The organism is Streptomyces angustmyceticus (assembly GCF_019933235.1).
Taxonomy (GTDB): Bacteria; Actinomycetota; Actinomycetes; order Streptomycetales; family Streptomycetaceae; genus Streptomyces; species Streptomyces angustmyceticus.
The window spans coordinates 4,545,583-4,564,946 of the sequence record NZ_CP082945.1 but is presented as its reverse complement, the minus strand read 5'-3'; the positions used below and the strand labels follow the sequence as shown (position 1 = coordinate 4,564,946).

33 protein-coding genes are annotated in these 19,364 nt (G+C 67.0%); 1 reads left to right on the top strand and 32 read right to left on the bottom strand.

Annotated elements, in window-relative coordinates:
- Positions 1-52: 52 nt before the first annotated feature.
- Positions 53-925, top strand: coding sequence for a hypothetical protein (locus K7396_RS20590; protein WP_086717630.1), 873 nt, complete (start codon positions 53-55; stop codon positions 923-925).
- A gap of 58 nt (positions 926-983) precedes the next feature.
- On the opposite strand, the gene truA is transcribed toward K7396_RS20590, so the two are convergent.
- The 32 genes from truA to rpsJ form a co-directional block, all read right to left on the bottom strand.
- Complete coding sequence (gene truA / locus K7396_RS20585) at positions 984-1,844, bottom strand: tRNA pseudouridine(38-40) synthase TruA (RefSeq protein WP_086717628.1); 861 nt, start codon at positions 1,842-1,844, stop codon at positions 984-986.
- A 155-nt stretch (positions 1,845-1,999) separates the two neighbouring features.
- Positions 2,000-2,467, bottom strand: coding sequence for a 50S ribosomal protein L17 (rplQ, locus tag K7396_RS20580; protein ID WP_086717626.1), 468 nt, complete (start codon positions 2,465-2,467; stop codon positions 2,000-2,002).
- Between the two features lie 179 nt (positions 2,468-2,646).
- Complete coding sequence (locus tag K7396_RS20575) at positions 2,647-3,669, bottom strand: DNA-directed RNA polymerase subunit alpha (RefSeq protein WP_003956430.1); 1,023 nt, start codon at positions 3,667-3,669, stop codon at positions 2,647-2,649.
- A 110-nt stretch (positions 3,670-3,779) separates the two neighbouring features.
- Positions 3,780-4,406 carry a 30S ribosomal protein S4 gene (gene rpsD / locus K7396_RS20570; protein WP_086717624.1) on the bottom strand — a complete coding sequence of 209 codons (627 nt, stop codon included), beginning with the start codon at positions 4,404-4,406 and terminating at the stop codon, positions 3,780-3,782.
- Between the two features lie 29 nt (positions 4,407-4,435).
- Positions 4,436-4,840 (bottom strand): 30S ribosomal protein S11, encoded by a 405-nt coding sequence (gene rpsK, locus K7396_RS20565; protein WP_004571845.1) that lies wholly within the window; start codon positions 4,838-4,840, stop codon positions 4,436-4,438.
- A gap of 96 nt (positions 4,841-4,936) precedes the next feature.
- Positions 4,937-5,317, bottom strand: coding sequence for a 30S ribosomal protein S13 (gene rpsM / locus K7396_RS20560; protein WP_006604894.1), 381 nt, complete (start codon positions 5,315-5,317; stop codon positions 4,937-4,939).
- A gap of 198 nt (positions 5,318-5,515) precedes the next feature.
- Positions 5,516-5,629, bottom strand: a complete 114-nt coding sequence (rpmJ, locus tag K7396_RS20555; protein ID WP_003956441.1) for a 50S ribosomal protein L36 — start codon at positions 5,627-5,629, stop codon at positions 5,516-5,518.
- Positions 5,630-5,689: 60 nt separating this feature from the next.
- Positions 5,690-5,911, bottom strand: a complete 222-nt coding sequence (infA, locus tag K7396_RS20550; protein WP_003956442.1) for a translation initiation factor IF-1 — start codon at positions 5,909-5,911, stop codon at positions 5,690-5,692.
- 242 nt (positions 5,912-6,153) lie between these two features.
- Positions 6,154-6,990 (bottom strand): type I methionyl aminopeptidase, encoded by an 837-nt coding sequence (gene map, locus K7396_RS20545; RefSeq protein ID WP_086717622.1) that lies wholly within the window; start codon positions 6,988-6,990, stop codon positions 6,154-6,156.
- Positions 6,991-7,114: 124 nt separating this feature from the next.
- Entirely contained in the window at positions 7,115-7,771 is a 657-nt protein-coding gene (locus K7396_RS20540) for an adenylate kinase (RefSeq protein WP_086717620.1), read from the bottom strand.
- A complete protein-coding gene (secY, locus tag K7396_RS20535; protein ID WP_086717619.1) occupies positions 7,771-9,084 on the bottom strand; it encodes a preprotein translocase subunit SecY in 1,314 nt (437 codons plus the stop codon). Before secY ends, K7396_RS20540 begins: the two co-directional genes overlap by 1 nt.
- Positions 9,085-9,303: 219 nt before the next feature.
- Complete coding sequence (rplO, locus tag K7396_RS20530) at positions 9,304-9,759, bottom strand: 50S ribosomal protein L15 (protein ID WP_086717616.1); 456 nt, start codon at positions 9,757-9,759, stop codon at positions 9,304-9,306.
- A gap of 1 nt (position 9,760) precedes the next feature.
- Positions 9,761-9,943, bottom strand: coding sequence for a 50S ribosomal protein L30 (rpmD, locus tag K7396_RS20525; RefSeq protein WP_030074796.1), 183 nt, complete (start codon positions 9,941-9,943; stop codon positions 9,761-9,763).
- The gene (gene rpsE / locus K7396_RS20520; RefSeq protein ID WP_006604888.1) at positions 9,943-10,545 is read right to left on the bottom strand and encodes a 30S ribosomal protein S5; all 603 of its coding nucleotides are present in this window, start codon (positions 10,543-10,545) and stop codon (positions 9,943-9,945) included. The genes rpmD and rpsE overlap by 1 nt, the downstream gene beginning before the upstream one ends.
- Positions 10,546-10,591: 46 nt before the next feature.
- Positions 10,592-10,975 carry a 50S ribosomal protein L18 gene (rplR, locus tag K7396_RS20515; protein WP_086717614.1) on the bottom strand — a complete coding sequence of 128 codons (384 nt, stop codon included), beginning with the start codon at positions 10,973-10,975 and terminating at the stop codon, positions 10,592-10,594.
- A gap of 3 nt (positions 10,976-10,978) precedes the next feature.
- Positions 10,979-11,518: a 50S ribosomal protein L6 gene (rplF, locus tag K7396_RS20510; RefSeq protein WP_086717613.1), complete on the bottom strand. Its 540-nt coding sequence runs from the start codon at positions 11,516-11,518 to the stop codon at positions 10,979-10,981.
- Between the two features lie 22 nt (positions 11,519-11,540).
- Entirely contained in the window at positions 11,541-11,939 is a 399-nt protein-coding gene (gene rpsH / locus K7396_RS20505) for a 30S ribosomal protein S8 (RefSeq protein ID WP_006604885.1), read from the bottom strand.
- 238 nt (positions 11,940-12,177) lie between these two features.
- Positions 12,178-12,363, bottom strand: coding sequence for a type Z 30S ribosomal protein S14 (locus K7396_RS20500; protein ID WP_004571834.1), 186 nt, complete (start codon positions 12,361-12,363; stop codon positions 12,178-12,180).
- Between the two features lie 2 nt (positions 12,364-12,365).
- Complete coding sequence (gene rplE, locus K7396_RS20495) at positions 12,366-12,926, bottom strand: 50S ribosomal protein L5 (RefSeq protein ID WP_086717611.1); 561 nt, start codon at positions 12,924-12,926, stop codon at positions 12,366-12,368.
- Positions 12,926-13,249, bottom strand: a complete 324-nt coding sequence (rplX, locus tag K7396_RS20490; RefSeq protein WP_086717609.1) for a 50S ribosomal protein L24 — start codon at positions 13,247-13,249, stop codon at positions 12,926-12,928. Before rplX ends, rplE begins: the two co-directional genes overlap by 1 nt.
- A gap of 3 nt (positions 13,250-13,252) precedes the next feature.
- On the bottom strand, positions 13,253-13,621 hold the full coding sequence (rplN, locus tag K7396_RS20485) for a 50S ribosomal protein L14 (protein WP_003992364.1): 369 nt from the start codon (positions 13,619-13,621) through the stop codon (positions 13,253-13,255).
- A 106-nt stretch (positions 13,622-13,727) separates the two neighbouring features.
- Positions 13,728-14,009 carry a 30S ribosomal protein S17 gene (rpsQ, locus tag K7396_RS20480; protein WP_006604882.1) on the bottom strand — a complete coding sequence of 94 codons (282 nt, stop codon included), beginning with the start codon at positions 14,007-14,009 and terminating at the stop codon, positions 13,728-13,730.
- Entirely contained in the window at positions 14,009-14,233 is a 225-nt protein-coding gene (gene rpmC / locus K7396_RS20475) for a 50S ribosomal protein L29 (RefSeq protein WP_030283449.1), read from the bottom strand. The genes rpsQ and rpmC overlap by 1 nt, the downstream gene beginning before the upstream one ends.
- Positions 14,233-14,652, bottom strand: coding sequence for a 50S ribosomal protein L16 (gene rplP / locus K7396_RS20470; RefSeq protein ID WP_006604880.1), 420 nt, complete (start codon positions 14,650-14,652; stop codon positions 14,233-14,235). The genes rpmC and rplP overlap by 1 nt, the downstream gene beginning before the upstream one ends.
- Before the next feature lie 5 nt (positions 14,653-14,657).
- Positions 14,658-15,494, bottom strand: coding sequence for a 30S ribosomal protein S3 (gene rpsC / locus K7396_RS20465; RefSeq protein ID WP_086717607.1), 837 nt, complete (start codon positions 15,492-15,494; stop codon positions 14,658-14,660).
- The gene (gene rplV, locus K7396_RS20460) at positions 15,494-15,841 is read right to left on the bottom strand and encodes a 50S ribosomal protein L22 (protein WP_037839423.1); all 348 of its coding nucleotides are present in this window, start codon (positions 15,839-15,841) and stop codon (positions 15,494-15,496) included. Before rplV ends, rpsC begins: the two co-directional genes overlap by 1 nt.
- 44 nt (positions 15,842-15,885) lie before the next feature.
- Positions 15,886-16,167 (bottom strand): 30S ribosomal protein S19, encoded by a 282-nt coding sequence (gene rpsS / locus K7396_RS20455; RefSeq protein WP_018090899.1) that lies wholly within the window; start codon positions 16,165-16,167, stop codon positions 15,886-15,888.
- 12 nt (positions 16,168-16,179) lie between these two features.
- A complete protein-coding gene (gene rplB / locus K7396_RS20450) occupies positions 16,180-17,016 on the bottom strand; it encodes a 50S ribosomal protein L2 (protein WP_042155863.1) in 837 nt (278 codons plus the stop codon).
- A 39-nt stretch (positions 17,017-17,055) separates the two neighbouring features.
- Complete coding sequence (gene rplW / locus K7396_RS20445; protein WP_018090901.1) at positions 17,056-17,379, bottom strand: 50S ribosomal protein L23; 324 nt, start codon at positions 17,377-17,379, stop codon at positions 17,056-17,058.
- Entirely contained in the window at positions 17,379-18,032 is a 654-nt protein-coding gene (rplD, locus tag K7396_RS20440) for a 50S ribosomal protein L4 (protein ID WP_086717605.1), read from the bottom strand. The genes rplW and rplD overlap by 1 nt, the downstream gene beginning before the upstream one ends.
- Before the next feature lie 8 nt (positions 18,033-18,040).
- On the bottom strand, positions 18,041-18,685 hold the full coding sequence (rplC, locus tag K7396_RS20435; RefSeq protein WP_042155856.1) for a 50S ribosomal protein L3: 645 nt from the start codon (positions 18,683-18,685) through the stop codon (positions 18,041-18,043).
- A 14-nt stretch (positions 18,686-18,699) separates the two neighbouring features.
- Positions 18,700-19,008, bottom strand: coding sequence for a 30S ribosomal protein S10 (gene rpsJ / locus K7396_RS20430; protein ID WP_004571821.1), 309 nt, complete (start codon positions 19,006-19,008; stop codon positions 18,700-18,702).
- Positions 19,009-19,364 lie beyond the last annotated feature (356 nt).

Genomic DNA, 19,364 nt, shown 5'->3' with positions numbered 1-19,364 from the left:
GGGATTGTGACCGCCCGTTCCGCATTCCACCAACCCCATTAGGATGCGCGGCATGAGCTTTGGGCAAGGGGGGCCGTTCGACGGCCCCGGGGGTTCCTCGTCGTCCACGCCGGACTGGAGCGCACTCGCCGAGGAGAGCGAGGCGCGGTCCCGCCGCAGACGCCTGCTGTGGATCGGCGGCGGAGCGCTGGCGGCCCTCGCGGTGGCCGGCATCGTCACCGTCGCCGTCCTGAGCGGTGGCAGCGGCGGCGCGGGCGGCAATCCGACGGCGTCGCCCACGGCGTCCGACCAGGCCGCGGCGCCGGACGACAAGCCGAACTTCCCCGACGTCTCCGTGCCGCCCCCGCCCAACCCGCGGGACTTCATCTCCGACCCGAAGAAGGACACGGCGCCGCTCACCCCCGCCACCCTCTTCCCGCAGAAGAGCATGGTCGTCGGCGAGCACACCTACCCCCGCACCCGCACCGCCGGCACCAAGGACTGCACCGCCGGCGCCCAGGGTCCGCTGGTCTCCTCGCTGTCCCACAACGGCTGCAAGCAGCTGCTGCGTGCCACGTACGCCAAGGGCGGCGTCGCCGTCACCATCGGTGTCGCGGTCTTCGACTCGCCCGCCAGGGCGGCCAAGGTCATGAACGAGAACCGGGCGAACCTCATGCCGCTGCCCGGCGCCGGCGTCCCCGCGGACTTCTGCCAGGGCACCAAGTGCCGGATGGCCACCAACGCCACCGGCCGCTACGCCTACTTCACCATCGCCGGCTACCTCAACGGCAAGGACGTCACCGCCAACGAGACCAAGGCCCGGCAGATCGCCCGGGACGGCGGCGCCTACGCGTTCAGCCAGATCACCCAGCGCGGCAAGGACCAGGCCGCGAAGGCCGCCGAGCAGCAGCTGAAGGAAGCGCAGAAGAAGGCCGGCAAGTCCTGACCGCCGCCGGGGGCGCCGCCCCGCCGGGCGGCGCCCCGAGGGCCGCGGGGGCCGGCGCTCAGCAGCAGCCCGCGCCGGCCCCGGGCAGCGTCCGCTTGTTGCGCGCCTCCTGGTTGCGCGCCATCAGCAGTTCGTCGGCCGGGTAGCCGACCTCCTCCAGCGTCAGCCCGTGCGGCCGCACCACATGCACCGCGGAGTCCCGCACCCCGGCGGCCAGCACCTTCCCGGGCCACTCCACCGGCCGGTGCCCGTCGCCGACGAACAGCATCGCCCCCACCAGCGAGCGCACCATGTTGTGGCAGAACGCGTCCGCCCGCACCGTCGCCGTGATGATCCCGTCCGCCCCGCGCGACCAGCTCAGCTCCTGCAGCGTGCGGATCGTCGTCGCGCCCTCGCGCCGCTTGCAGTACGCGGCGAAGTCGTGCTCCCCCAGCAGCGGCCGCGAGGCCGCGTTCATCGCCTCGACGTCCAGCTCCCAGTCGTGCCACAGCACATGGCCGCGCAGCAGCGGATCGACGCCCCCGTGGTGGTCGGTCACCCGGTACGCGTACCGCCGCCAGATCGCCGAGAACCGCGCGTTGAAGCCGTACGGCGCCTCGGCCAGCCGCCAGACCCGCACGTCCTTGGGGAGCCGCCCGGCCAGCCGCCGCAGCAGCTTGTCCCGGTGCTCGTCCCACAGCGCGGCGGGCAGATCCACGTGCGCCACCTGCCCGCGCGCGTGCACCCCCGCGTCCGTCCGCCCGGCGACCGTGAGCTCGTACGTCTCCTGGGACCGGGTCACGGTGCGCAGCGCGTCCTCGATCTCCCCCTGCACGGTGCGCCGGCCACCGGCCTGCTTCGCCCACCCGGAGAAGTCCTTTCCGTCGTAGGAAAGGTCCATCCGCACCCGGACGAACCCGGGCTTCACTTCGTCACTCACGACGCCAATCCTCCCTCACACCCCAGGCGGCCGTTCCGCACGGGCCCGCCCCGGGCCCCGCACCGCCGTACGGCCGCCCGCCACCGCCACCGCCCCCGCGCACGCGAAAGCGGGCCCGCCCCCAGGGGCGGACCCGCTCACACGTCGGTCAGGACTCAGGCGTCCTTCGACTCCTCGGCCGCCTCGGCAGCCGTGGCCGCCTCCGCGTCCTTGGCCGCACGCTTGGTCGCGGCCTCGGCCTCACCGGTGGCCTGCTGGGCCACGGTCAGCGCCTCCACCAGCTCGATGACGGCCATGGGCGCGTTGTCGCCACGGCGGTTACCGATCTTGGTGATACGGGTGTAGCCACCCGGACGGTTCTCGAACCGCGGGGCGATCTCCGTGAAGAGCGTGTGCACGACGCTCTTGTCCGAGATCAGCTGCATGACCTGACGGCGGTTGTGAAGGTCGCCCTTCTTCGCCTTGGTCACCAGACGCTCCGCGTACGGACGCAGACGACGGGCCTTGGCCTCGGTCGTCGTGATGCGGCCGTGCTCGAAGAGCGAGGTGGCCAGGTTGCGCAGCATGAGGCGCTCGTGCGCAGCGCTGCCGCCCAGACGGGCACCCTTGGCGGGCTTCGGCATGGTGCTTCTCCTTGGTGTCTGCCCCGGCCGTATCAGGTACCGGGGTCAGTATCTGAGCAGACGGTTGTCCGTCAGAGACCGGGAGCTGCCCCGAAGGGCGCTCCCGGAAGGGGCGCGGGGAACTGCGCGACCAGCCACAGCACACCCGCACCCGGGTACGGACCGAAAGGCCCGAGCTCTTAGTACTGCTCGGTCTCCACGAAGCCCGCGTCCGCGTCGTCATCGGCGCCGAAGGCGTCCGCCGCGGCGGTCGGGTCGAATCCGGGCGGGCTGTCCTTGAGGGCCAGGCCCATGCCGGCCAGCTTCGCCTTGACCTCGTCGATCGACTTCGCACCGAAGTTGCGGATGTCGAGCAGGTCGGCCTCGGAGCGCGCCACGAGCTCACCCACGGAGTGGATGCCCTCACGCTTGAGGCAGTTGTAGGAGCGGACCGTGAGCTCCAGCTCCTCGATCGGCAGCGCCAGGTCGGCGGCCAGGGCGGCGTCCGTGGGGGACGGGCCCATGTCGATGCCCTCGGCGTCGATGTTGAGCTCGCGCGCCAGACCGAACAGCTCGACCAGGGTCTTGCCGGCCGACGCCATGGCGTCACGCGGACGCATGGCCTGCTTGGTCTCGACGTCGACGATCAGCTTGTCGAAGTCGGTGCGCTGCTCGACACGGGTCGCCTCGACCTTGTAGGTGACCTTGAGCACGGGGCTGTAGATGGAGTCGACCGGGATACGGCCGATCTCCTGGCCCACCTGCTTGTTCTGGACGGCGGAGACGTAGCCGCGGCCGCGCTCGACGGTCAGCTCCATCTCCAGCTTGCCCTTGCCGTTGAGCGTGGCGAGGACCAGGTCCGGGTTGTGCACCTCGACACCGGCCGGCGGGGCGATGTCCGCGGCGGTGACCAGGCCGGGGCCCTGCTTGCGCAGGTACATCACGACCGGCTCGTCGTGCTCCGAGGAGACGACCAGCTGCTTGATGTTGAGGATGAGGTCGGTGACGTCCTCCTTGACGCCCGGCACGGTGGTGAACTCGTGCAGGACACCGTCGATGCGGATGGACGTGACCGCCGCACCCGGGATCGAGGACAGGAGGGTCCGACGCAGGGAGTTGCCGAGGGTGTAGCCGAAGCCCGGCTCCAGCGGCTCGATCACGAACCGGGAGCGGTATTCGTCGACGACCTCTTCGGTCAACGAGGGACGCTGAGCAATCAGCATGGTGTTTCGATCCTTCAGTCGTGGACGCCCGCTATTTGACGCCCGCTGTACTGACAAGGGTACGGGCGGTACGGCGCCATCGGCTCCGTACCGCCCCCACCCGTCAGCTCTTACTTGGAGTAGAGCTCGACGATCAGCTGTTCCTGCACCTGGGTGTCGATCACCTGGCGCTCGGGCATGCTGTGCACGAGGATCCGCAGGTTCGAGGGAATCGCTTCCAGCCAGGCCGGAACGGTCCTCTCGCCGGCCTCGGCCTTGGCCACCTCGAAGGGGGTCAGGTTCCGAGAGCCCTCACGGACCTCGATGATGTCGTTCGTGGCCACCCGCGCCGACGGGATGTCGGTCTTGCGGCCGTTCACGGTGATGTGACCGTGACGGACCAGCTGACGGGCGTGGTCGCGGGACTTGGCGAAGCCGGCCCGGTAGACCACGTTGTCGAGGCGGGTCTCAAGGATGCGCAGAAGGTTCTCACCGGTCTTGCCGGTCTTCTGGTTCGCTTCCTTGTAGTAGTTCACGAACTGCTTCTCCAGGACACCGTAGATACGGCTGCACTTCTGCTTCTCACGAAGCTGGAGCAGGTACTCGCTGTCCTTGGTGCGCCCGCGACCGTGCTCACCCGGGGGGTAAGGACGGATCTCGATCGGGCACTTCGCGCTCTCGCACTTGCTCCCCTTGAGGAAGAGCTTCTGCTTCTCCCGACGGCAACGCTTGCAGTCGGCCCCGGTGTATCGCGCCATTTTCCAGTTGTCTCCGTTACCTCAGTGCGTCAGACGCGCCGGCGCTTGGGCGGGCGGCATCCGTTGTGCGGAGTGGGGGTGACGTCCTGGATCGAGCCGACCTCGAGGCCGGTGGCCTGGAGGGAGCGGATCGCGGTCTCACGGCCGGAGCCGGGACCCTTGACGAAGACGTCGACCTTGCGCATGCCGTGCTCCTGCGCGCGGCGGGCGGCCGACTCGGCGGCCATCTGCGCGGCGAAGGGGGTGGACTTGCGCGAGCCCTTGAAGCCGACGTGGCCGGCAGAGGCCCAAGAGATCACGTTGCCCGTGGGGTCCGTGATCGAGACGATCGTGTTGTTGAACGTGCTCTTGATGTGAGCGTGCCCGTGGGCGACGTTCTTCTTCTCCTTGCGGCGCACCTTCTTGGCGCCGGCCGTACGGCCCTTCGGAGGCATTCATTACTCCCGTGGAGGTGGTCGGTCCTACAGCGAAGACCGCTTGCAGGGGTCCGGGGGGCGTCCCCCGGAGCACACAGTGCGTCCTGCTGAGGACTACTTCTTGCCCGGCTTCTTCTTGCCGGCGATCGCGCGACGCGGGCCCTTGCGGGTACGCGCGTTCGTGCTGGTGCGCTGACCGTGCACCGGCAGACCGCGGCGGTGACGCAGACCCTGGTAGCAGCCGATCTCGACCTTGCGGCGGATGTCGGCCTGGATCTCGCGACGGAGGTCACCCTCGGTCTTGAGGTTGTTGTCCACGTACTCGCGGATCTTGACGAGGTCTTCCTCGGCCAGGTCGCGAACACGGGTGTCCGGGTTCACGCCGGTGGCGGCGAGAGTCTGCTGAGACAGCGTCCGCCCGATACCGAAGACGTAGGTGAGGGCGACCTCCACACGCTTTTCGCGCGGGAGATCAACGCCTGCGAGGCGTGCCATTGATGTGGCTCCTGATGGCTATTCGGAGGTCTTCCGCAGCACCGTTCCCGTAAGACTCTGCAGAATTACGAGCCGGGTCCCCGGCCTCCGAGCCGGGGGTGTCGTCCCCACGCGAGTGATGCGGGGGTCGGGTGACTGCGTATGTACGTATGTGCTTGCGTCGCGCGAAAACTGCGAAATGCAGGTGGTCGGCGTGCGTCAGCCCTGGCGCTGCTTGTGGCGCAGGTTGTCGCAGATGACCATGACCCGGCCGTGGCGGCGGATCACCTTGCACTTGTCGCAGATCTTCTTGACGCTCGGCTTGACCTTCATGGGATGTGAGGTTCTCCGGGTCAGTGCCGTCACCCCACGGGAGCGGGGCGGCGACAAGATCTACTTGTAGCGGTAGACGATCCGGCCACGCGTCAGGTCGTAGGGAGAGAGCTCCACGACGACCCGGTCATCCGGGAGGATACGGATGTAGTGCATCCGCATCTTTCCGCTGATGTGCGCGAGGACCTTGTGACCGTTCTGGAGCTCCACCTTGAACATGGCGTTCGGGAGGGACTCGATCACGGTGCCCTCGATTTCGATGGCACCTTGCTTCTTGGCCACGCTTCGCCCTTCGAATCGGCTACCTTGATCGACTATCCCGCACCACACCCTCGACCAAGAGGGCATACGGATGCACGAGAGCCGACGCGTTAGTCTACGTCAGCCCCCGGCAAAAGACGAATCCAGGATTATTGCCCACGTGGGGAGATCCTTACGCCCGCGGCCGACCGGCCGGGCGCGTCAGGGCACCGGGGCGGGTCGCGCCGCGGCGTCGGCGCGAGGAGTCAGGGCGTCGGCGCGGGTCAGGCCAGGGGGTCGGGCGCCGCGGTGATGCCCAGCTCCGCGAGCTTGGCCTTGCCGCCGTCCGGCGCGGTCAGCACCAGCGGGCCGTCCTCGGTCAGCGCGACCGAGTGCTCCCAGTGCGAGGACCAGCTGCCGTCGTTCGACTTGACCGTCCAGTCGTCGTCGAGGACGTGGGTCTTGGCCGTGCCGAGATTGACCATCGGCTCGATGGCGATGCAGAAGCCGGGCACCAGCTTGGGGCCGCGGCCGCGCTTGCGGTCGACGTAGTTCAGCAGGTGCGGGTCCATGTGCATCTGCGAGCCGATGCCGTGGCCGCCGTAGTCCTCGACGATGCCGTACTTCCCGCTCGCCGGACGGGGCTGGCGGCGGATGTAGCCCTCGATCGCCCTGGAGATGTCCACCAGCCGGTTGCCCTTGGCGACCGCCGCGACGCCCGCCCACATCGACTCCTCGGTGACCCGGCTCAGCTCGACCAGCTCCGCGGAGTGACCGGAGCCGACGAAGGCGGTGTACGCCGCGTCGCCGTGCCAGCCGTCGATGATCGCGCCGCAGTCGATGGAGATGATGTCGCCGTCGCGCAGCACCGTCTCGGTGTCGGGGATGCCGTGGACCACGACGTCGTTGACCGAGGTGCAGATCGTCGCGGGGAAGCCGCCGTAGCCGAGGAAGTTCGACTTCGCTCCGTGCTCGGCCAGTACCTTGCGTGCCGCGTCGTCCAGGTCCTTGGTCGTGGCGCCGGGCACCGCGGCCTCCCGGGTCGCCGCGTGGATGGCGGCGACCACCAGCCCCGCCTCGCGCATCTTCGCGATCTGCTCGGGGGTCTTGATCTCCACCATGGCGGCTGGTGCCTTCCTGAACCGACTGCAACGCATATTCCGGCGGCCGCGACGACCGCCCCGTACACGATACGGCCGCGGTAGCCCTTGCGGGCACCGCGGCCGTATCGGAAGCCGTGTGCTGCTACGCGTCCCGGGACGGCAGGGCCGCCATGGAGCGCCGGGTGACCTCGTCGACCTTCCCCATGGCGGGGATGGTGACGACCAGCTCCTGGTCCTTGTAGTAGTCGATGATCGGCTCGGTCTCCGTGTGGTAGACCTCCAGCCGCTTGCGGACGGTCTCCTCGCGGTCGTCGTCGCGCTGGTACAGCTCGCCGCCGCAGGTGTCGCAGACGCCCTCGGCCTGGGGCTTGTTGTACTCGGCGTGGAAGACGTGGCTGCTGTCGTTGCGGCAGATGCGCCGGCCGGCGATCCGCTTGACCACCTCGTCCTCCGGGACCTCCAGGTCCAGGACGGCGTCGAGCGTGAGGTTCTTGTCCTTGAGGTACTCGTCCAGCGCCTTGGCCTGGCCAAGGTTGCGGGGGAAGCCGTCCAGGAGGAAACCGCCGGCCGCGTCGGGCTGCTCCATACGGTCCTCGGCCATCGCGATGGTGACCGAGTCGGGCACCAGGTTGCCGGCGTCCATGTACGACTTCGCCTCGCGGCCGAGGGGCGTGCCCTGGCTGATGTTGGCGCGGAACAGGTCCCCCGTGGAGATGTGCGGGATCTCGAGGTTCTTGGCAAGGTACGCAGCCTGCGTACCCTTGCCGGCCCCCGGGGGTCCGACGAGGACGATTCGCATCAGCGGAGGAACCCTTCGTAGTTGCGCTGCTGAAGCTGGCTCTCGATCTGCTTCACGGTCTCCAGACCCACACCCACGATGATCAGGATGCTCGTCCCGCCGAACGGGAAGTTCTGGTTCGCGTTGAAAAGCACCAACGCCACTGTTGGTACGAGCGCGATCAGCCCCAGGTACAGCGAGCCCGGCCACGTGATCCGGTTGAGCACGTAGCTGAGGTACTCGGCCGTCGGGCGACCAGCCCGGATACCCGGGATGAAGCCACCATACTTCTTCATGTTGTCGGCAACTTCTTCGGGGTTGAAGCTGATGGCGACGTAGAAGAAGGCGAAGAAGACGATCAGCAGGAAGTACGTAACGATGTAAACGGGGTGATTTCCCTTGGTGAAGTTGGTGGCGATCCACGTCGCCCATGCCGCCTTCGACCCGCTGAACTGTGCGACGAGGGCCGGAATGTAGAGCAGCGATGACGCGAAGATGACGGGAATCACACCCGCCTGGTTCACCTTGAGCGGGATGTAGGTGGACGTTCCGCCATAGGACCGGCGGCCGATCATCCGCTTCGCGTACTGCACCGGAATGCGCCGCTGCGCCTGCTCGACGAAGACCACCAGGGCGACCATCGCCAGACCCACCGCGATCACCGCGAAGAACTCGATCCAGCCGTCGGCCAGCTTGCCGGTGAGCTTGATCTGCCACAGCGCGCCCGGGAAGCCGGCGGCGATCGAGATGAACATCAGGATCGACATGCCGTTGCCGATGCCGCGGTCGGTGACCAGCTCACCGAGCCACATGATCAGGCCGGTGCCGGCGGTCATCGTGATGACCATGGTGATCGTGGTGAAGATCGAGTCGCTGGGCACGATCTCGCTGGCGACCGGGCAGCTCTGGAAGAGCGCACCGCTGCGGGCGGTGGCCACCAGGCCGGTGCCCTGCAGGATGGCGAGCGCCACGGTCAGGTAGCGGGTGTACTGGGTGATCTTCGCCTGGCCGGACTGTCCCTCTTTCTTGAGGGCCTCCAGCCGTGGGATCACCACGGTCAGCAGCTGGAGGATGATGCTCGCCGTGATGTACGGCATGATCCCCAGCGCGAAGATCGTGATCTGCAGCAGCGCACCACCGCTGAACATGTTCACCAGGGCGAACAACCCACTGCTTCCGCCGGCCTGCTTCATGCAGGTCTCGACGTTCGCGTAGTTCACCCCGGGGACCGGGACGTGTGCGCCGATCCGGTAGAGCACGATGATGCCCAACGTGAACAGCAGCTTCTTGCGCAGGTCGGGCGTCTTGAACGCTCGGGCGAACGCGGTGAGCACGGTGCCTCCTGCGCCTCCCGCCTGTGCGAGAGGGACGGTCTTGAGGATCGACGAATGGGCGGACGAATACCGCGCGGACACGGCCCGCGCGGCGGGGGCCGGGGACGAAGCCCCGGAAACTACAGTCCATGCCACCTTACCGGCGACCGTACCCCCGTGGAACGACCAACCGGGGATGCCCCAAACGATGGGCATCCCCGGTCAGTTGAGTCAGCGAACTCAGATGAGCTCGGTGACGGTGCCGCCGGCGGCGGCGATCTTCTCCTTGGCGGAGCCGGAGACGGAGTCGACCGTCACCTGCAGCGCCACGGAGATCTCGCCCTGGCCCAGGACCTTGACGAGCTCGTTCTTGCGCACCGCGCCCTTGGCGACCAGGTCGGTCACCGTGACCTCGCCACCCTGCGGGTAGAGCGCGGCCAGCTTGTCCAGGTTCACGACCTGGAACTGCTTGTGGGCGGGGTTCTTGAAGCCCTTCAGCTTCGGGAGGCGCATGTGGAGGGGCATCTGCCCACCCTCGAAGCGCTCCGGAACCTGGTAACGGGCCTTCGTGCCCTTGGTACCACGACCAGCGGTCTTACCCTTGGACGCCTCACCACGACCGACACGGGTCTTGGCGGTCTTGGCACCCGGGGCGGGCCGGAGGTTGTGGACCTTCAGCGGGTTGTTCTCCGCCATGTCAGTCGACCTCCTCAACCGTCACGAGGTGGCGGACGGTGTGCACCATGCCGCGGAACTCGGGGCGGTCCTCCTTGACAACCACGTCGTTGAGCCGCTTGAGGCCCAGCGAACGGAGGGTGTCGCGGTGATTCTGCTTGCTGCCGATGAAGGACTTCGTCTGCGTGATCTTGAGGTGCGCCATTACGCGGTCACCCCTGCACGCGCCCGCAGCAGAGCGGCGGGAGCAACGTCCTCCAGCGGCAGGCCACGACGGGCCGCGATCTCCTCGGGGCGCTGCAGGCCCTGAAGCGCGGTCACCGTGGCGTGCACGATGTTGATCGGGTTCGACGAACCGAGCGACTTGCTCAGCACGTCGTGGATGCCCGCGCACTCCAGAACGGCACGCACGGGGCCACCGGCGATCACACCGGTACCGGGGGAAGCCGGCTTGAGCAGGACGACGCCCGCAGCCTTCTCGCCCTGGATGGGGTGAGGGATGGTGCCCTGGATACGGGGGACCTTGAAGAAGTTCTTCTTGGCCTCTTCCACGCCCTTGGCGATGGCAGCCGGAACTTCCTTGGCCTTGCCGTAACCGACACCTACGGTGCCGTCACCGTCGCCCACCACGACCAGCGCGGTGAAGCTGAAGCGACGGCCACCCTTGACAACCTTGGCGACACGGTTGATCGCGACAACGCGCTCAACGTATGCGGTCTTCTCGGCGGCAGCGCCACCGTCGCGACCCTTCCGGTCCCGCCGCTCGCCGCCACCGGCACCGCTCCCGCGGCGCTGGGGTCCAGCCATTGGATTTACCTCTCTCTGTTACGTCCGCTAGCTCCGGAACCGGGGCTTAGAACTTCAGCCCGGCTTCGCGGGCGGCGTCGGCCAGAGCGGCAATCCGCCCGGCGTACTGCTTGCCACCACGGTCGAACACGACGGCCTCGACACCGGCGGCCTTGGCACGCTCGGCGACCAGGGAGCCGACCTTCTTGGCCTGAGCGCTCTTGTCGCCCTCGCCACCACGGATCGACGCGTCCAGGCTCGACGCCGAGGCCACCGTGTGGCCCGCGATGTCGTCGATGACCTGCGCGGTGATGCCACGGTTGGACCGCGTCACCACCAGACGCGGACGCTCCGGGGTACCCGAAATCCGCTTACGGATGCGGATGTGGCGACGCTTAGCGGCGGCGCGCTTGTAGGCGTCACCCTTCGCGATCTTCACACCGTATGCCATGGCTTACTTACCAGCCTTTCCGACCTTGCGGCGGATGACCTCGCCGGCGTACTTGACGCCCTTGGCCTTGTACGGGTCAGGCTTGCGCAGCTTGCGGATGTTCGCCGCCACCTCGCCGACCTTCTGCTTGTCGATACCCTCGACGCTGAGCTTGGTGGGCGACTCGACCTTGAAGGAGATGCCCTCGGGGGCCTCGATCAGGATCGGGTGGCTGTAGCCCAGGGAGAACTCCAGGTTGGAGCCCTTCGCCTGGACGCGGTAACCGACACCGCTGATCTCGAGCGCCTTGCTGTAGCCCTGGGTCACGCCGGTGATCATGTTCGCCACCAGCGTGCGGGACAGGCCGTGCAGGGCCTTGTTCTGACGCTCGTCGTTCGGGCGGGAGACGTTGATGACGCCGTCCTCACCCTTGGCGACCTCGATGGGCGCCGCGACGGTGTGCGAGAGAGAACCCTTGGGGCCCTTCACCGCGACCGTCCGGCCATCGATGGTGACGTCCACACCAGCGGGAACCTGGATGGGCAGCTTGCCAATACGCGACATTAGCTATTCCTCCGTTCCCTGGTTACCAGACGTAGGCGAGGACTTCCCCACCCACGCCCTTCTTGCTGGCCTGCTGACCGGTCAGGAGACCGTGGGACGTGGAGATGATCGCCACGCCCAGGCCGCCGAGGACCTTCGGCAGGTTGGTGGACTTTGCGTAGACCCGCAGGCCCGGCTTCGAGATCCGCTTGATGCCGGCGATCGAGCGCTCGCGGTTCGGGCCGAACTTCAGCTCGAGGACGAGGTTCTTGCCAACCTCGGCGTCCTCGACGCGCCAGCCGGTGATGTAACCCTCCTGCTGGAGGATCTCCGCGATGTGCGACTTGATCTTGCTGTGCGGCATCACGACGGTGTCGTGGTACGCCGAGTTCGCGTTACGCAGACGGGTCAGCATGTCTGCGATGGGATCAGTCATGGTCATGAATTGGCCTTCGGCCTCTCTCGCCGGGGTTTCCTATGTGCGCCATCCCTCTCCCCGATCAGAGTCGGGACGGGTGCGGCGCGGGGACCTACGGCGTAGTAAGCGACTTTATGCGGGCTCGGCCCGCGGTCGGTCTCGGACGGCGGTGCGTCCAAACCCCTCTACCCTACGGGAAAGGAGGGGTGGACGCCCGCCGGCCGAATGCTTACCGAGAGTCCTGGTCGTCCCAAAGAAGGGATTACCAGGAGCTCTTGGTCACGCCCGGCAGCTCGCCACGGTGAGCCATCTCACGAAGGCACACGCGGCACAGGCCGAACTTGCGGTACACGGAGTGCGGACGGCCGCAGCGCTGGCAGCGCGTGTACGCGCGGACAGCAAACTTCGGCTTACGAGCCGCCTTAGCGATCAGAGCCTTCTTCGCCACGGTCAGTTCTCCTTGAACGGGAAGCCGAGGTGACGAAGCAGGGCGCGGCCCTCATCGTCGTTGGACGCCGTGGTGACCACGGTGATGTCCATGCCCCGCGTCCGGTCGATCTTGTCCTGGTCGATCTCGTGGAACATGACCTGCTCCGTGAGACCGAAGGTGTAGTTGCCCCGACCGTCGAACTGCTTCGGGGACAGACCACGGAAGTCGCGGATACGCGGCAGCGCCAGCGACAGCAGGCGGTCCAGGAACTCCCACATCCGGTCACCGCGGAGGGTGACGTGGGCACCGATCGGCTGGCCCTCGCGCAGCTTGAACTGCGCGATGGACTTACGGGCCTTGGTGACGGCCGGCTTCTGTCCGGTGATCGTGGTGAGGTCGCGGATGGCGCCCTCGATCAGCTTGGAGTCGCGGGCGGCGTCGCCCACACCCATGTTGACCACGATCTTGGTCAGACCGGGGATCTGCATGACGTTCTCGAGCGAGAACTCGTCCTTCAGCTTCCCGGCGATCTCTTCGCGGTAGCGCGTCTTGAGACGCGGCGCGTTGGTGGTGGCAGTCATCAGATGTCCTCACCGGTCCGCTTGGCAACGCGGATCTTGTTGCCCTCGTCGTCGAAGCGGTATCCGACGCGGGTGACGACCTTGTTGCCGTCCTTCTCCACGACGAGCTGAACGTTGCTCACGTGGATGGGGGCCTCGGTCGTCACGATGCCGCCGGTCTTCGAACCACGAGCGGTCTGTCCGGCCTTGGTGTGCTTCTTGACCCGGTTGACACCCTCGACCAGGACGCGGTCCTCGCGGGGGAAGGCCTGGACGACCTTGCCCTGCTTGCCCTTGTCCTTACCGGTGATGACCTGGACCAGGTCGCCCTTCTTGATCTTCATCGGTTACAGCACCTCCGGCGCGAGCGAGATGATCTTCATGAACTTCTTCTCGCGCAGCTCCCGGCCCACGGGGCCGAAGATGCGGGTGCCGCGGGGGTCGCCATCGTTCTTGAGGATGACGGCCGCGTTCTCGTCGAAGCGGATGTACGAGCCGTCGGGACGGCGGCGCTCCTTGACGGTCCGAACGATGACCGCCTTGATGACGTCACCCTTCTTCACGTTGCCACCGGGGATCGCATCCTTCACGGTGGCGACGATGACGTCACCGATGCCCGCGTAGCGGCGACCGGAACCACCGAGAACACGGATGCAAAGGATTTCCTTCGCACCAGTGTTGTCGGCGACCCGCAGTCGCGACTCCTGCTGGATCACGTCTATCTCCTGTGTGTCTGCCGGTTCCCGGCAGGGGCTTTCCTCTGCTGAGTGGGCCCCTGCCGAGCCTGGCGGAACTGTTCCTAGGGAGTCCCCCTAGGAGGGATTACTTGGCCTTCTCGAGGATCTCGACGATGCGCCAGCGCTTGGTGGCGGACAGCGGCCGGGTCTCCATCAGGAGGACGCGGTCGCCGACACCGGCAGCGTTCTGCTCGTCGTGCGCCTTGAGCTTGTTGGTACGGCGGATGACCTTGCCGTACAGCGCGTGCTTGACGCGGTCCTCGACGGCGACGACGACGGTCTTGTCCATCTTGTCGCTGACGACGAGACCCTCACGGGTCTTGCGGAAACCGCGCTCGTTCGTCTCAGTCACATTCTTCTCGCTCATCAGGCGCTCTCCACCGTCTCGATGCCCAGCTCGCGCTCACGCATCAGGGTGTAGATCCGGGCGATGTCCTTACGGACGGACTTGAGCCGACCGTGGTTCTCGAGCTGTCCGGTCGCCGCCTGGAAGCGGAGGTTGAACAGCTCCTCCTTGGCCTCACGAAGCTTGGCAACGAGGTCCTCGTTGTTCAGCTCGCGCAGCTCGGTCGCCTTGGTACCGGCCGCCATCACGACTCACCTGCCTCGCGCCGCACGATGCGGCACTTCATCGGAAGCTTGTGGGCGGCGCGGGTCAGCGCCTCCTTGGCAACCTTTTCGTTCGGGAAGGACAGCTCGAACATCACCCGACCGGGCTTGACGTTCGCGACCCACCACTCCGGAGAACCCTTACCGGAACCCATGCGGGTTTCGGCCGGCTTCTTCGTGAGCGGGCGGTCCGGGTAAATGTTGATCCAGACCTTGCCGCCACGCTTGATGTGACGGGTCATCGCGATACGAGCGGACTCGATCTGACGGTTCGTCACGTAAGCCGGGGTGACGGCCTGAATGCCGTACTCACCGAAGGCCAGCTCGGTGCCACCCTTGGCCATACCGCTGCGCTTCGGGTGGTGCTGCTTGCGGTGCTTGACCCTGCGAGGGATCAGCATGTCGGTCAGGCCTCCGTTCCGGGGGTCTCAGCCGGTGCAGAGGCAGCAGCCGCCGAAGACTCCGTCTTGGGGGCCTCGGCAGCGGCGTTCTGCTGCTGCGGCTTGCGGCCACCGCGGCCGCCACGCTCGCCACCGCGGCGCGGGCGGTCGTTGCCGCCACCGCGGGCCGGGCGGTTGCCCGCACGGGCGGCAGCGTTCTCGGCGCGCACCTCGGCGATGTTCTTGACGTCGCCCTTGTAGATCCAGACCTTCACGCCGATGCGGCCGAAGGTGGTCTTGGCCTCGAAGAAGCCGTAGTCGACGTTCGCGCGGAGCGTGTGCAGGGGCACACGGCCCTCGCGGTAGAACTCCGAGCGGGACATCTCGGCGCCGCCGAGACGGCCACCGCACTGGATCTTGATGCCCTTGGCGCCGGCCTTCATCGTCGACTGCATGCTCTTGCGCATGGCGCGACGGAAGGAGACGCGGGAGGACAGCTGCTCGGCGACGGCCTGGGCCACCAGCTGAGCATCGGTCTCGGGGTTCTTGACCTCGAGGATGTTCAGCTGGACCTGCTTGCCGGTCAGCTTCTCCAGCTCGCCGCGGATGCGGTCGGCCTCGGCGCCGCGGCGGCCGATGACGATGCCCGGACGAGCGGTGTGGATGTCAACGCGGACGCGCTCACGGGTGCGCTCGATCTCCACCTTGGAGATACCGGCGCGCTCCATGCCCTTCGTCATCATGCGACGAATGGCGACGTCTTCCTTGACGTAGTCCTTGTACAGCTTGTCGGCGTACCAGCGGGACTTGAAGTCCGTCGTGACGCCGAGCCGGAACCCGTGCGGGTTTACCTTCTGGCCCATTACCGGGTTCCTTCCTTGCTGCTGACGACCACGGTGATGTGGCTGGTCCGCTTGCGGATCCGGTAGGCACGGCCCTGGGCACGCGGACGGAACCGCTTCAGGGTCGGGCCCTCGTCGACGTACGCCTCGGAAATGACGAGGCTGCCGGCGTCGGTGTGGTCGTAGTTGTGCGCGGCGTTGGCAATGGCGCTGTCCAGCACCTTGCCCACCGGCACGCTCGCGGCCTGCGGGGCGAAACGCAGGACCGCCTGAGCCTCCGTGGCATTCATGCCACGGATAAGGTCCACCACGCGGCGGGCCTTCATGGGCGTGACGCGGATGTACCGCGCCTGGGCCCTGGCTTCCATGGTTGTCCCTTCGGTGTCAGTCATAGTCTTCGCACTCCGGTCGATCAGCGACGACGCGACTTGCGGTCGTCCTTCTCGTGGCCACGGAAGGTGCGGGTCGGCGCAAACTCGCCGAGCTTGTGGCCGACCATCGACTCGGTGACGAACACCGGGACGTGCTTGCGGCCGTCGTGCACCGCGATCGTGTGGCCGAGCATGGCCGGGACGATCATGGAGCGGCGGGACCAGGTCTTGATGACGTTCTTGGTGCCGGCATCGTTCTGAACATCCACCTTCTTGGAAAGGTGGTCGTCGACGAAGGGCCCCTTCTTGAGACTGCGCGGCATCTAAACCCGCTCCTAGCGCTTCTTGTTCGTCTTGCGGCGGCGGACGATGTACTTGTTGCTCGCCTTCTTCGGCGAACGCGTACGACCCTCCTTCTGACCCCACGGCGAGACCGGGTGGCGACCACCGGAGGTCTTGCCCTCACCACCACCGTGCGGGTGGTCGACGGGGTTCATCACGACACCACGCACGGTCGGGCGGACGCCCTTCCAGCGCATGCGGCCGGCCTTGCCCCAGTTGATGTTCGACTGCTCGGCGTTGCCGACCTCGCCGACGGTGGCGCGGCAGCGCACGTCGACCAGGCGGATCTCACCGGACGGCATACGAAGGTGGGCCATCCGGCCCTCCTTCGCCAGCAGCTGCACGGAGGCACCGGCCGAGCGGGCGAACTTCGCACCGCCGCCCGGACGCAGCTCGATCGCGTGGATCGTCGTACCCACGGGGATGTGGCGCAGCGGCAGGTTGTTGCCCGGCTTGATGTCGGCGCCAGGGCCGTTCTCAATCCGAGCACCCTGGACCAGGCCACGGGGCGCGATGATGTAGCGCTTCTCGCCGTCTGCGTAGTGCAGGAGCGCGATGCGCGCAGTGCGGTTCGGGTCGTACTCGATGTGCGCGACCTTGGCCGGCACGCCGTCCTTGTCGTGACGACGGAAGTCGATCACTCGGTAGGCGCGCTTGTGGCCACCGCCCTGGTGGCGAACGGTCACACGACCGGCGTTGTTACGGCCGCCCTTGCTGTGCAGCGGGCGGACCAGCGACTTCTCCGGCGTGGACCGCGTGATCTCGACAAAGTCGGCGACGCTGGAGCCACGACGGCCCGGGGTCGTCGGCTTGTACTTGCGGATACCCATTTCTCAGTCCTCGTCCGATTCCGGACGACTCGGACTCCGTTAGGAGACCGGGCCGCCGAAGATGTCGATACGGTCGCCCTCGGCGAGGGTCACGATGGCGCGCTTGGTGTTCGCGCGCTTGCCGTAACCGGTGCGGGTGCGCTTGCGCTTGCCCTGCCGGTTGATCGTGTTGACCCCGGTGACCTTGACCGAGAAGACCGCCTCGACGGCCTGCTTGATCTGGGTCTTGTTCGCGCCGGGCGCGACGATGAACGTGTACTTGTTCTCGTCCAGCAGCGCGTAGCTCTTCTCCGAGACAACCGGCTTGACGAGAACGTCACGCGGGTCCGAGAAGGTCTTGCTGGTGACGACGGCCTCACTCATCAGGCGTCGCTCCCTTCGGTCTCAGCGTTGGCCTTGGGGCCAGACACGAAGGACTCGAAGGCGGCCTTGGTGAAGACCACGTCGTCGGAGACGAGCACGTCGTACGTGTTCAGCTGGCCCGGCTCCAGGATGTGGACCTGGGGCAGGTTGCGGGCGGACAGCCACGCGGCCTCGTCGCTGCGCTCGGCGACCAGGAGCACGTTCTTGCGCTCGCTGACCTTGCCGAGGAGAGTCTTGGCGGCCTTGGTGGAGATGTCGCCCTCGACCACGCCGGCAACGACGTGGATACGGCTGTTGCGGGCCCGGTCGGTGAGGGCACCGCGCAGGGCGGCGGCCTTCATCTTCTTCGGGGTCCGCTGGCTGTAGTCACGCGGCACGGGGCCGTGGACGATGCCACCGCCGGCGAACTGCGGCGCACGGGTCGAACCCTGACGCGCCCGGCCGGTGCCCTTCTGGCGGTACGGCTTCTTGCCACCGCCGCGGACCTCGCCGCGAGTCTTGGTCTTGTGCGTGCCCTGGCGGGCAGCGGCCAGCTGTGCGACAACGACCTGGTGGATCAGCGGAACGCTGACCTTGGCGTCGAAGATCTCCGCGGGGAGCTCGACGGTACCGGCCTTGTCGCCTGCCGGCGAAAGGATGTCAATGGTGCTCATCGGTTACCTCAGGCCCCCTTGGCCGCGGTACGGACCAGGACGAGGCCGCCGTTCGGACCAGGAACTGCGCCCTTGATGAGCAGCAGACCCTTCTCCGCGTCAACGGCGTGGACGGTCAGGTTCTGGGTGGTGACCCGCTCATTGCCCATACGGCCGGCCATCCGCATGCCCTTGAACACGCGGCCCGGGGTGGCGCAGCCACCGATGGAGCCAGGCTTACGGTGCACACGGTGGGCACCGTGGGAGGCCTTGCCGCCATGGAAGCCGTGACGCTTCATGACACCGGCGAAGCCCTTGCCCTTGCTCTTGCCGGTCACGTCCACCTTGACGCCGGACTCGAAGGTCTCAGCGGTCAGCTCCTGGCCGAGGGTGTACTCGCCGGCGTCGGCGGTACGGACCTCGACGAGGTGACGACGGGGGGTGACGTCGGCCTTCGCGAAGTGGCCCTTGAGGGGCTTGTTCACCTTGCGCGGGTCGATCTCGCCGAAGGCGATCTGGACGGAGTCGTAACCGTCCTGGTCATTGGTGCGCACCTGGGTAACGACACAGGGGCCGGCCTTCACCACGGTCACCGGGACGACACGGTTGTTCTCGTCCCAGACCTGGGTCATGCCGAGCTTCTCGCCCAGGATGCCCTTGATCTGCTTAGCCATCTCTTCCGCGCCTCTCAGAGCTTGATCTCGATGTCAACGCCGGCCGGAAGGTCCAGGCGCATCAGCGAGTCAACGGTCTTGGGCGTCGGGTCGAGGATGTCGATCAGGCGCTTGTGCGTGCGCATCTCGAAGTGCTCGCGCGAGTCCTTGTACTTGTGCGGCGACTTGATGACGCAGTACACGTTCTTTTCAGTGGGCAGCGGCACCGGGCCCGCGACCGACGCACCAGTGCGGGTCACCGTCTCGACGATCTTCTTCGCCGAGGTGTCGATGACCTCGTGGTCGTAGGCCTTGAGCCGGATGCGGATCTTCTGTCCCGCCATGGCTACTTCGTAGTCCTGTCTCTCGTAACGCTCTGGGACCCGGTACGTTCCCGTTCTTCTCCGACCCACGCGGTCGGGCGTGTCGCACCCCTTCTCGTAAATCCCCACAGGGAGGATCCTTCGAGAAGGAGAAGGCAGGGGAAGAACACCCACCGGGCGCCTGGCCGAGGCACCCCGCTGACGCTTCCCGGAAGATTCCCGTATTTCCGGCCCTGAGAAGGGACGACGAATACCTGGGACTCGCTTCCGGTCCTCCCGGCGGGAGGCGCGCAGCATCGGCACTCAACCGAGCAACCTGGACAGTGTGCCATACCCGGGACGCCCAAGGCCAATCGGACCCCAACTGTCAAGGAGCC

Coding starts and splice junctions, on each gene's coding strand:
- K7396_RS20590 (WP_086717630.1), top strand. CDS start 53: ATGAGCTTTGGGCAAGGGGGGCCGTTCGACGGCCCCGGGGGTTCCTCG.
- rplQ (WP_086717626.1), bottom strand. CDS start 2,467: ATGCCGAAGCCCGCCAAGGGTGCCCGTCTGGGCGGCAGCGCTGCGCAC.
- K7396_RS20575 (WP_003956430.1), bottom strand. CDS start 3,669: ATGCTGATTGCTCAGCGTCCCTCGTTGACCGAAGAGGTCGTCGACGAA.
- rpsD (WP_086717624.1), bottom strand. CDS start 4,406: ATGGCGCGATACACCGGGGCCGACTGCAAGCGTTGCCGTCGGGAGAAG.
- rpsK (WP_004571845.1), bottom strand. CDS start 4,840: ATGCCTCCGAAGGGCCGTACGGCCGGCGCCAAGAAGGTGCGCCGCAAG.
- rpsM (WP_006604894.1), bottom strand. CDS start 5,317: ATGGCACGCCTCGCAGGCGTTGATCTCCCGCGCGAAAAGCGTGTGGAG.
- rpmJ (WP_003956441.1), bottom strand. CDS start 5,629: ATGAAGGTCAAGCCGAGCGTCAAGAAGATCTGCGACAAGTGCAAGGTG.
- map (WP_086717622.1), bottom strand. CDS start 6,990: ATGGTGGAGATCAAGACCCCCGAGCAGATCGCGAAGATGCGCGAGGCG.
- K7396_RS20540 (WP_086717620.1), bottom strand. CDS start 7,771: ATGCGAATCGTCCTCGTCGGACCCCCGGGGGCCGGCAAGGGTACGCAG.
- rplO (WP_086717616.1), bottom strand. CDS start 9,759: ATGGCGGAGAACAACCCGCTGAAGGTCCACAACCTCCGGCCCGCCCCG.
- rpmD (WP_030074796.1), bottom strand. CDS start 9,943: ATGGCGCACCTCAAGATCACGCAGACGAAGTCCTTCATCGGCAGCAAG.
- rpsE (WP_006604888.1), bottom strand. CDS start 10,545: ATGGCTGGACCCCAGCGCCGCGGGAGCGGTGCCGGTGGCGGCGAGCGG.
- rplR (WP_086717614.1), bottom strand. CDS start 10,975: ATGGCATACGGTGTGAAGATCGCGAAGGGTGACGCCTACAAGCGCGCC.
- rplF (WP_086717613.1), bottom strand. CDS start 11,518: ATGTCGCGTATTGGCAAGCTGCCCATCCAGGTTCCCGCTGGTGTGGAC.
- rpsH (WP_006604885.1), bottom strand. CDS start 11,939: ATGACCATGACTGATCCCATCGCAGACATGCTGACCCGTCTGCGTAAC.
- rplE (WP_086717611.1), bottom strand. CDS start 12,926: ATGACTGCCACCACCAACGCGCCGCGTCTCAAGACGCGCTACCGCGAA.
- rplX (WP_086717609.1), bottom strand. CDS start 13,249: ATGAAGATCAAGAAGGGCGACCTGGTCCAGGTCATCACCGGTAAGGAC.
- rpsQ (WP_006604882.1), bottom strand. CDS start 14,009: ATGAGCGAGAAGAATGTGACTGAGACGAACGAGCGCGGTTTCCGCAAG.
- rpmC (WP_030283449.1), bottom strand. CDS start 14,233: ATGGCGGCCGGTACCAAGGCGACCGAGCTGCGCGAGCTGAACAACGAG.
- rplP (WP_006604880.1), bottom strand. CDS start 14,652: ATGCTGATCCCTCGCAGGGTCAAGCACCGCAAGCAGCACCACCCGAAG.
- rpsC (WP_086717607.1), bottom strand. CDS start 15,494: ATGGGCCAGAAGGTAAACCCGCACGGGTTCCGGCTCGGCGTCACGACG.
- rplV (WP_037839423.1), bottom strand. CDS start 15,841: ATGGAAGCCAGGGCCCAGGCGCGGTACATCCGCGTCACGCCCATGAAG.
- rpsS (WP_018090899.1), bottom strand. CDS start 16,167: ATGCCGCGCAGTCTCAAGAAGGGGCCCTTCGTCGACGACCACCTTTCC.
- rplB (WP_042155863.1), bottom strand. CDS start 17,016: ATGGGTATCCGCAAGTACAAGCCGACGACCCCGGGCCGTCGTGGCTCC.
- rplW (WP_018090901.1), bottom strand. CDS start 17,379: ATGAGTGAGGCCGTCGTCACCAGCAAGACCTTCTCGGACCCGCGTGAC.
- rplD (WP_086717605.1), bottom strand. CDS start 18,032: ATGAGCACCATTGACATCCTTTCGCCGGCAGGCGACAAGGCCGGTACC.
- rplC (WP_042155856.1), bottom strand. CDS start 18,685: ATGGCTAAGCAGATCAAGGGCATCCTGGGCGAGAAGCTCGGCATGACC.
- rpsJ (WP_004571821.1), bottom strand. CDS start 19,008: ATGGCGGGACAGAAGATCCGCATCCGGCTCAAGGCCTACGACCACGAG.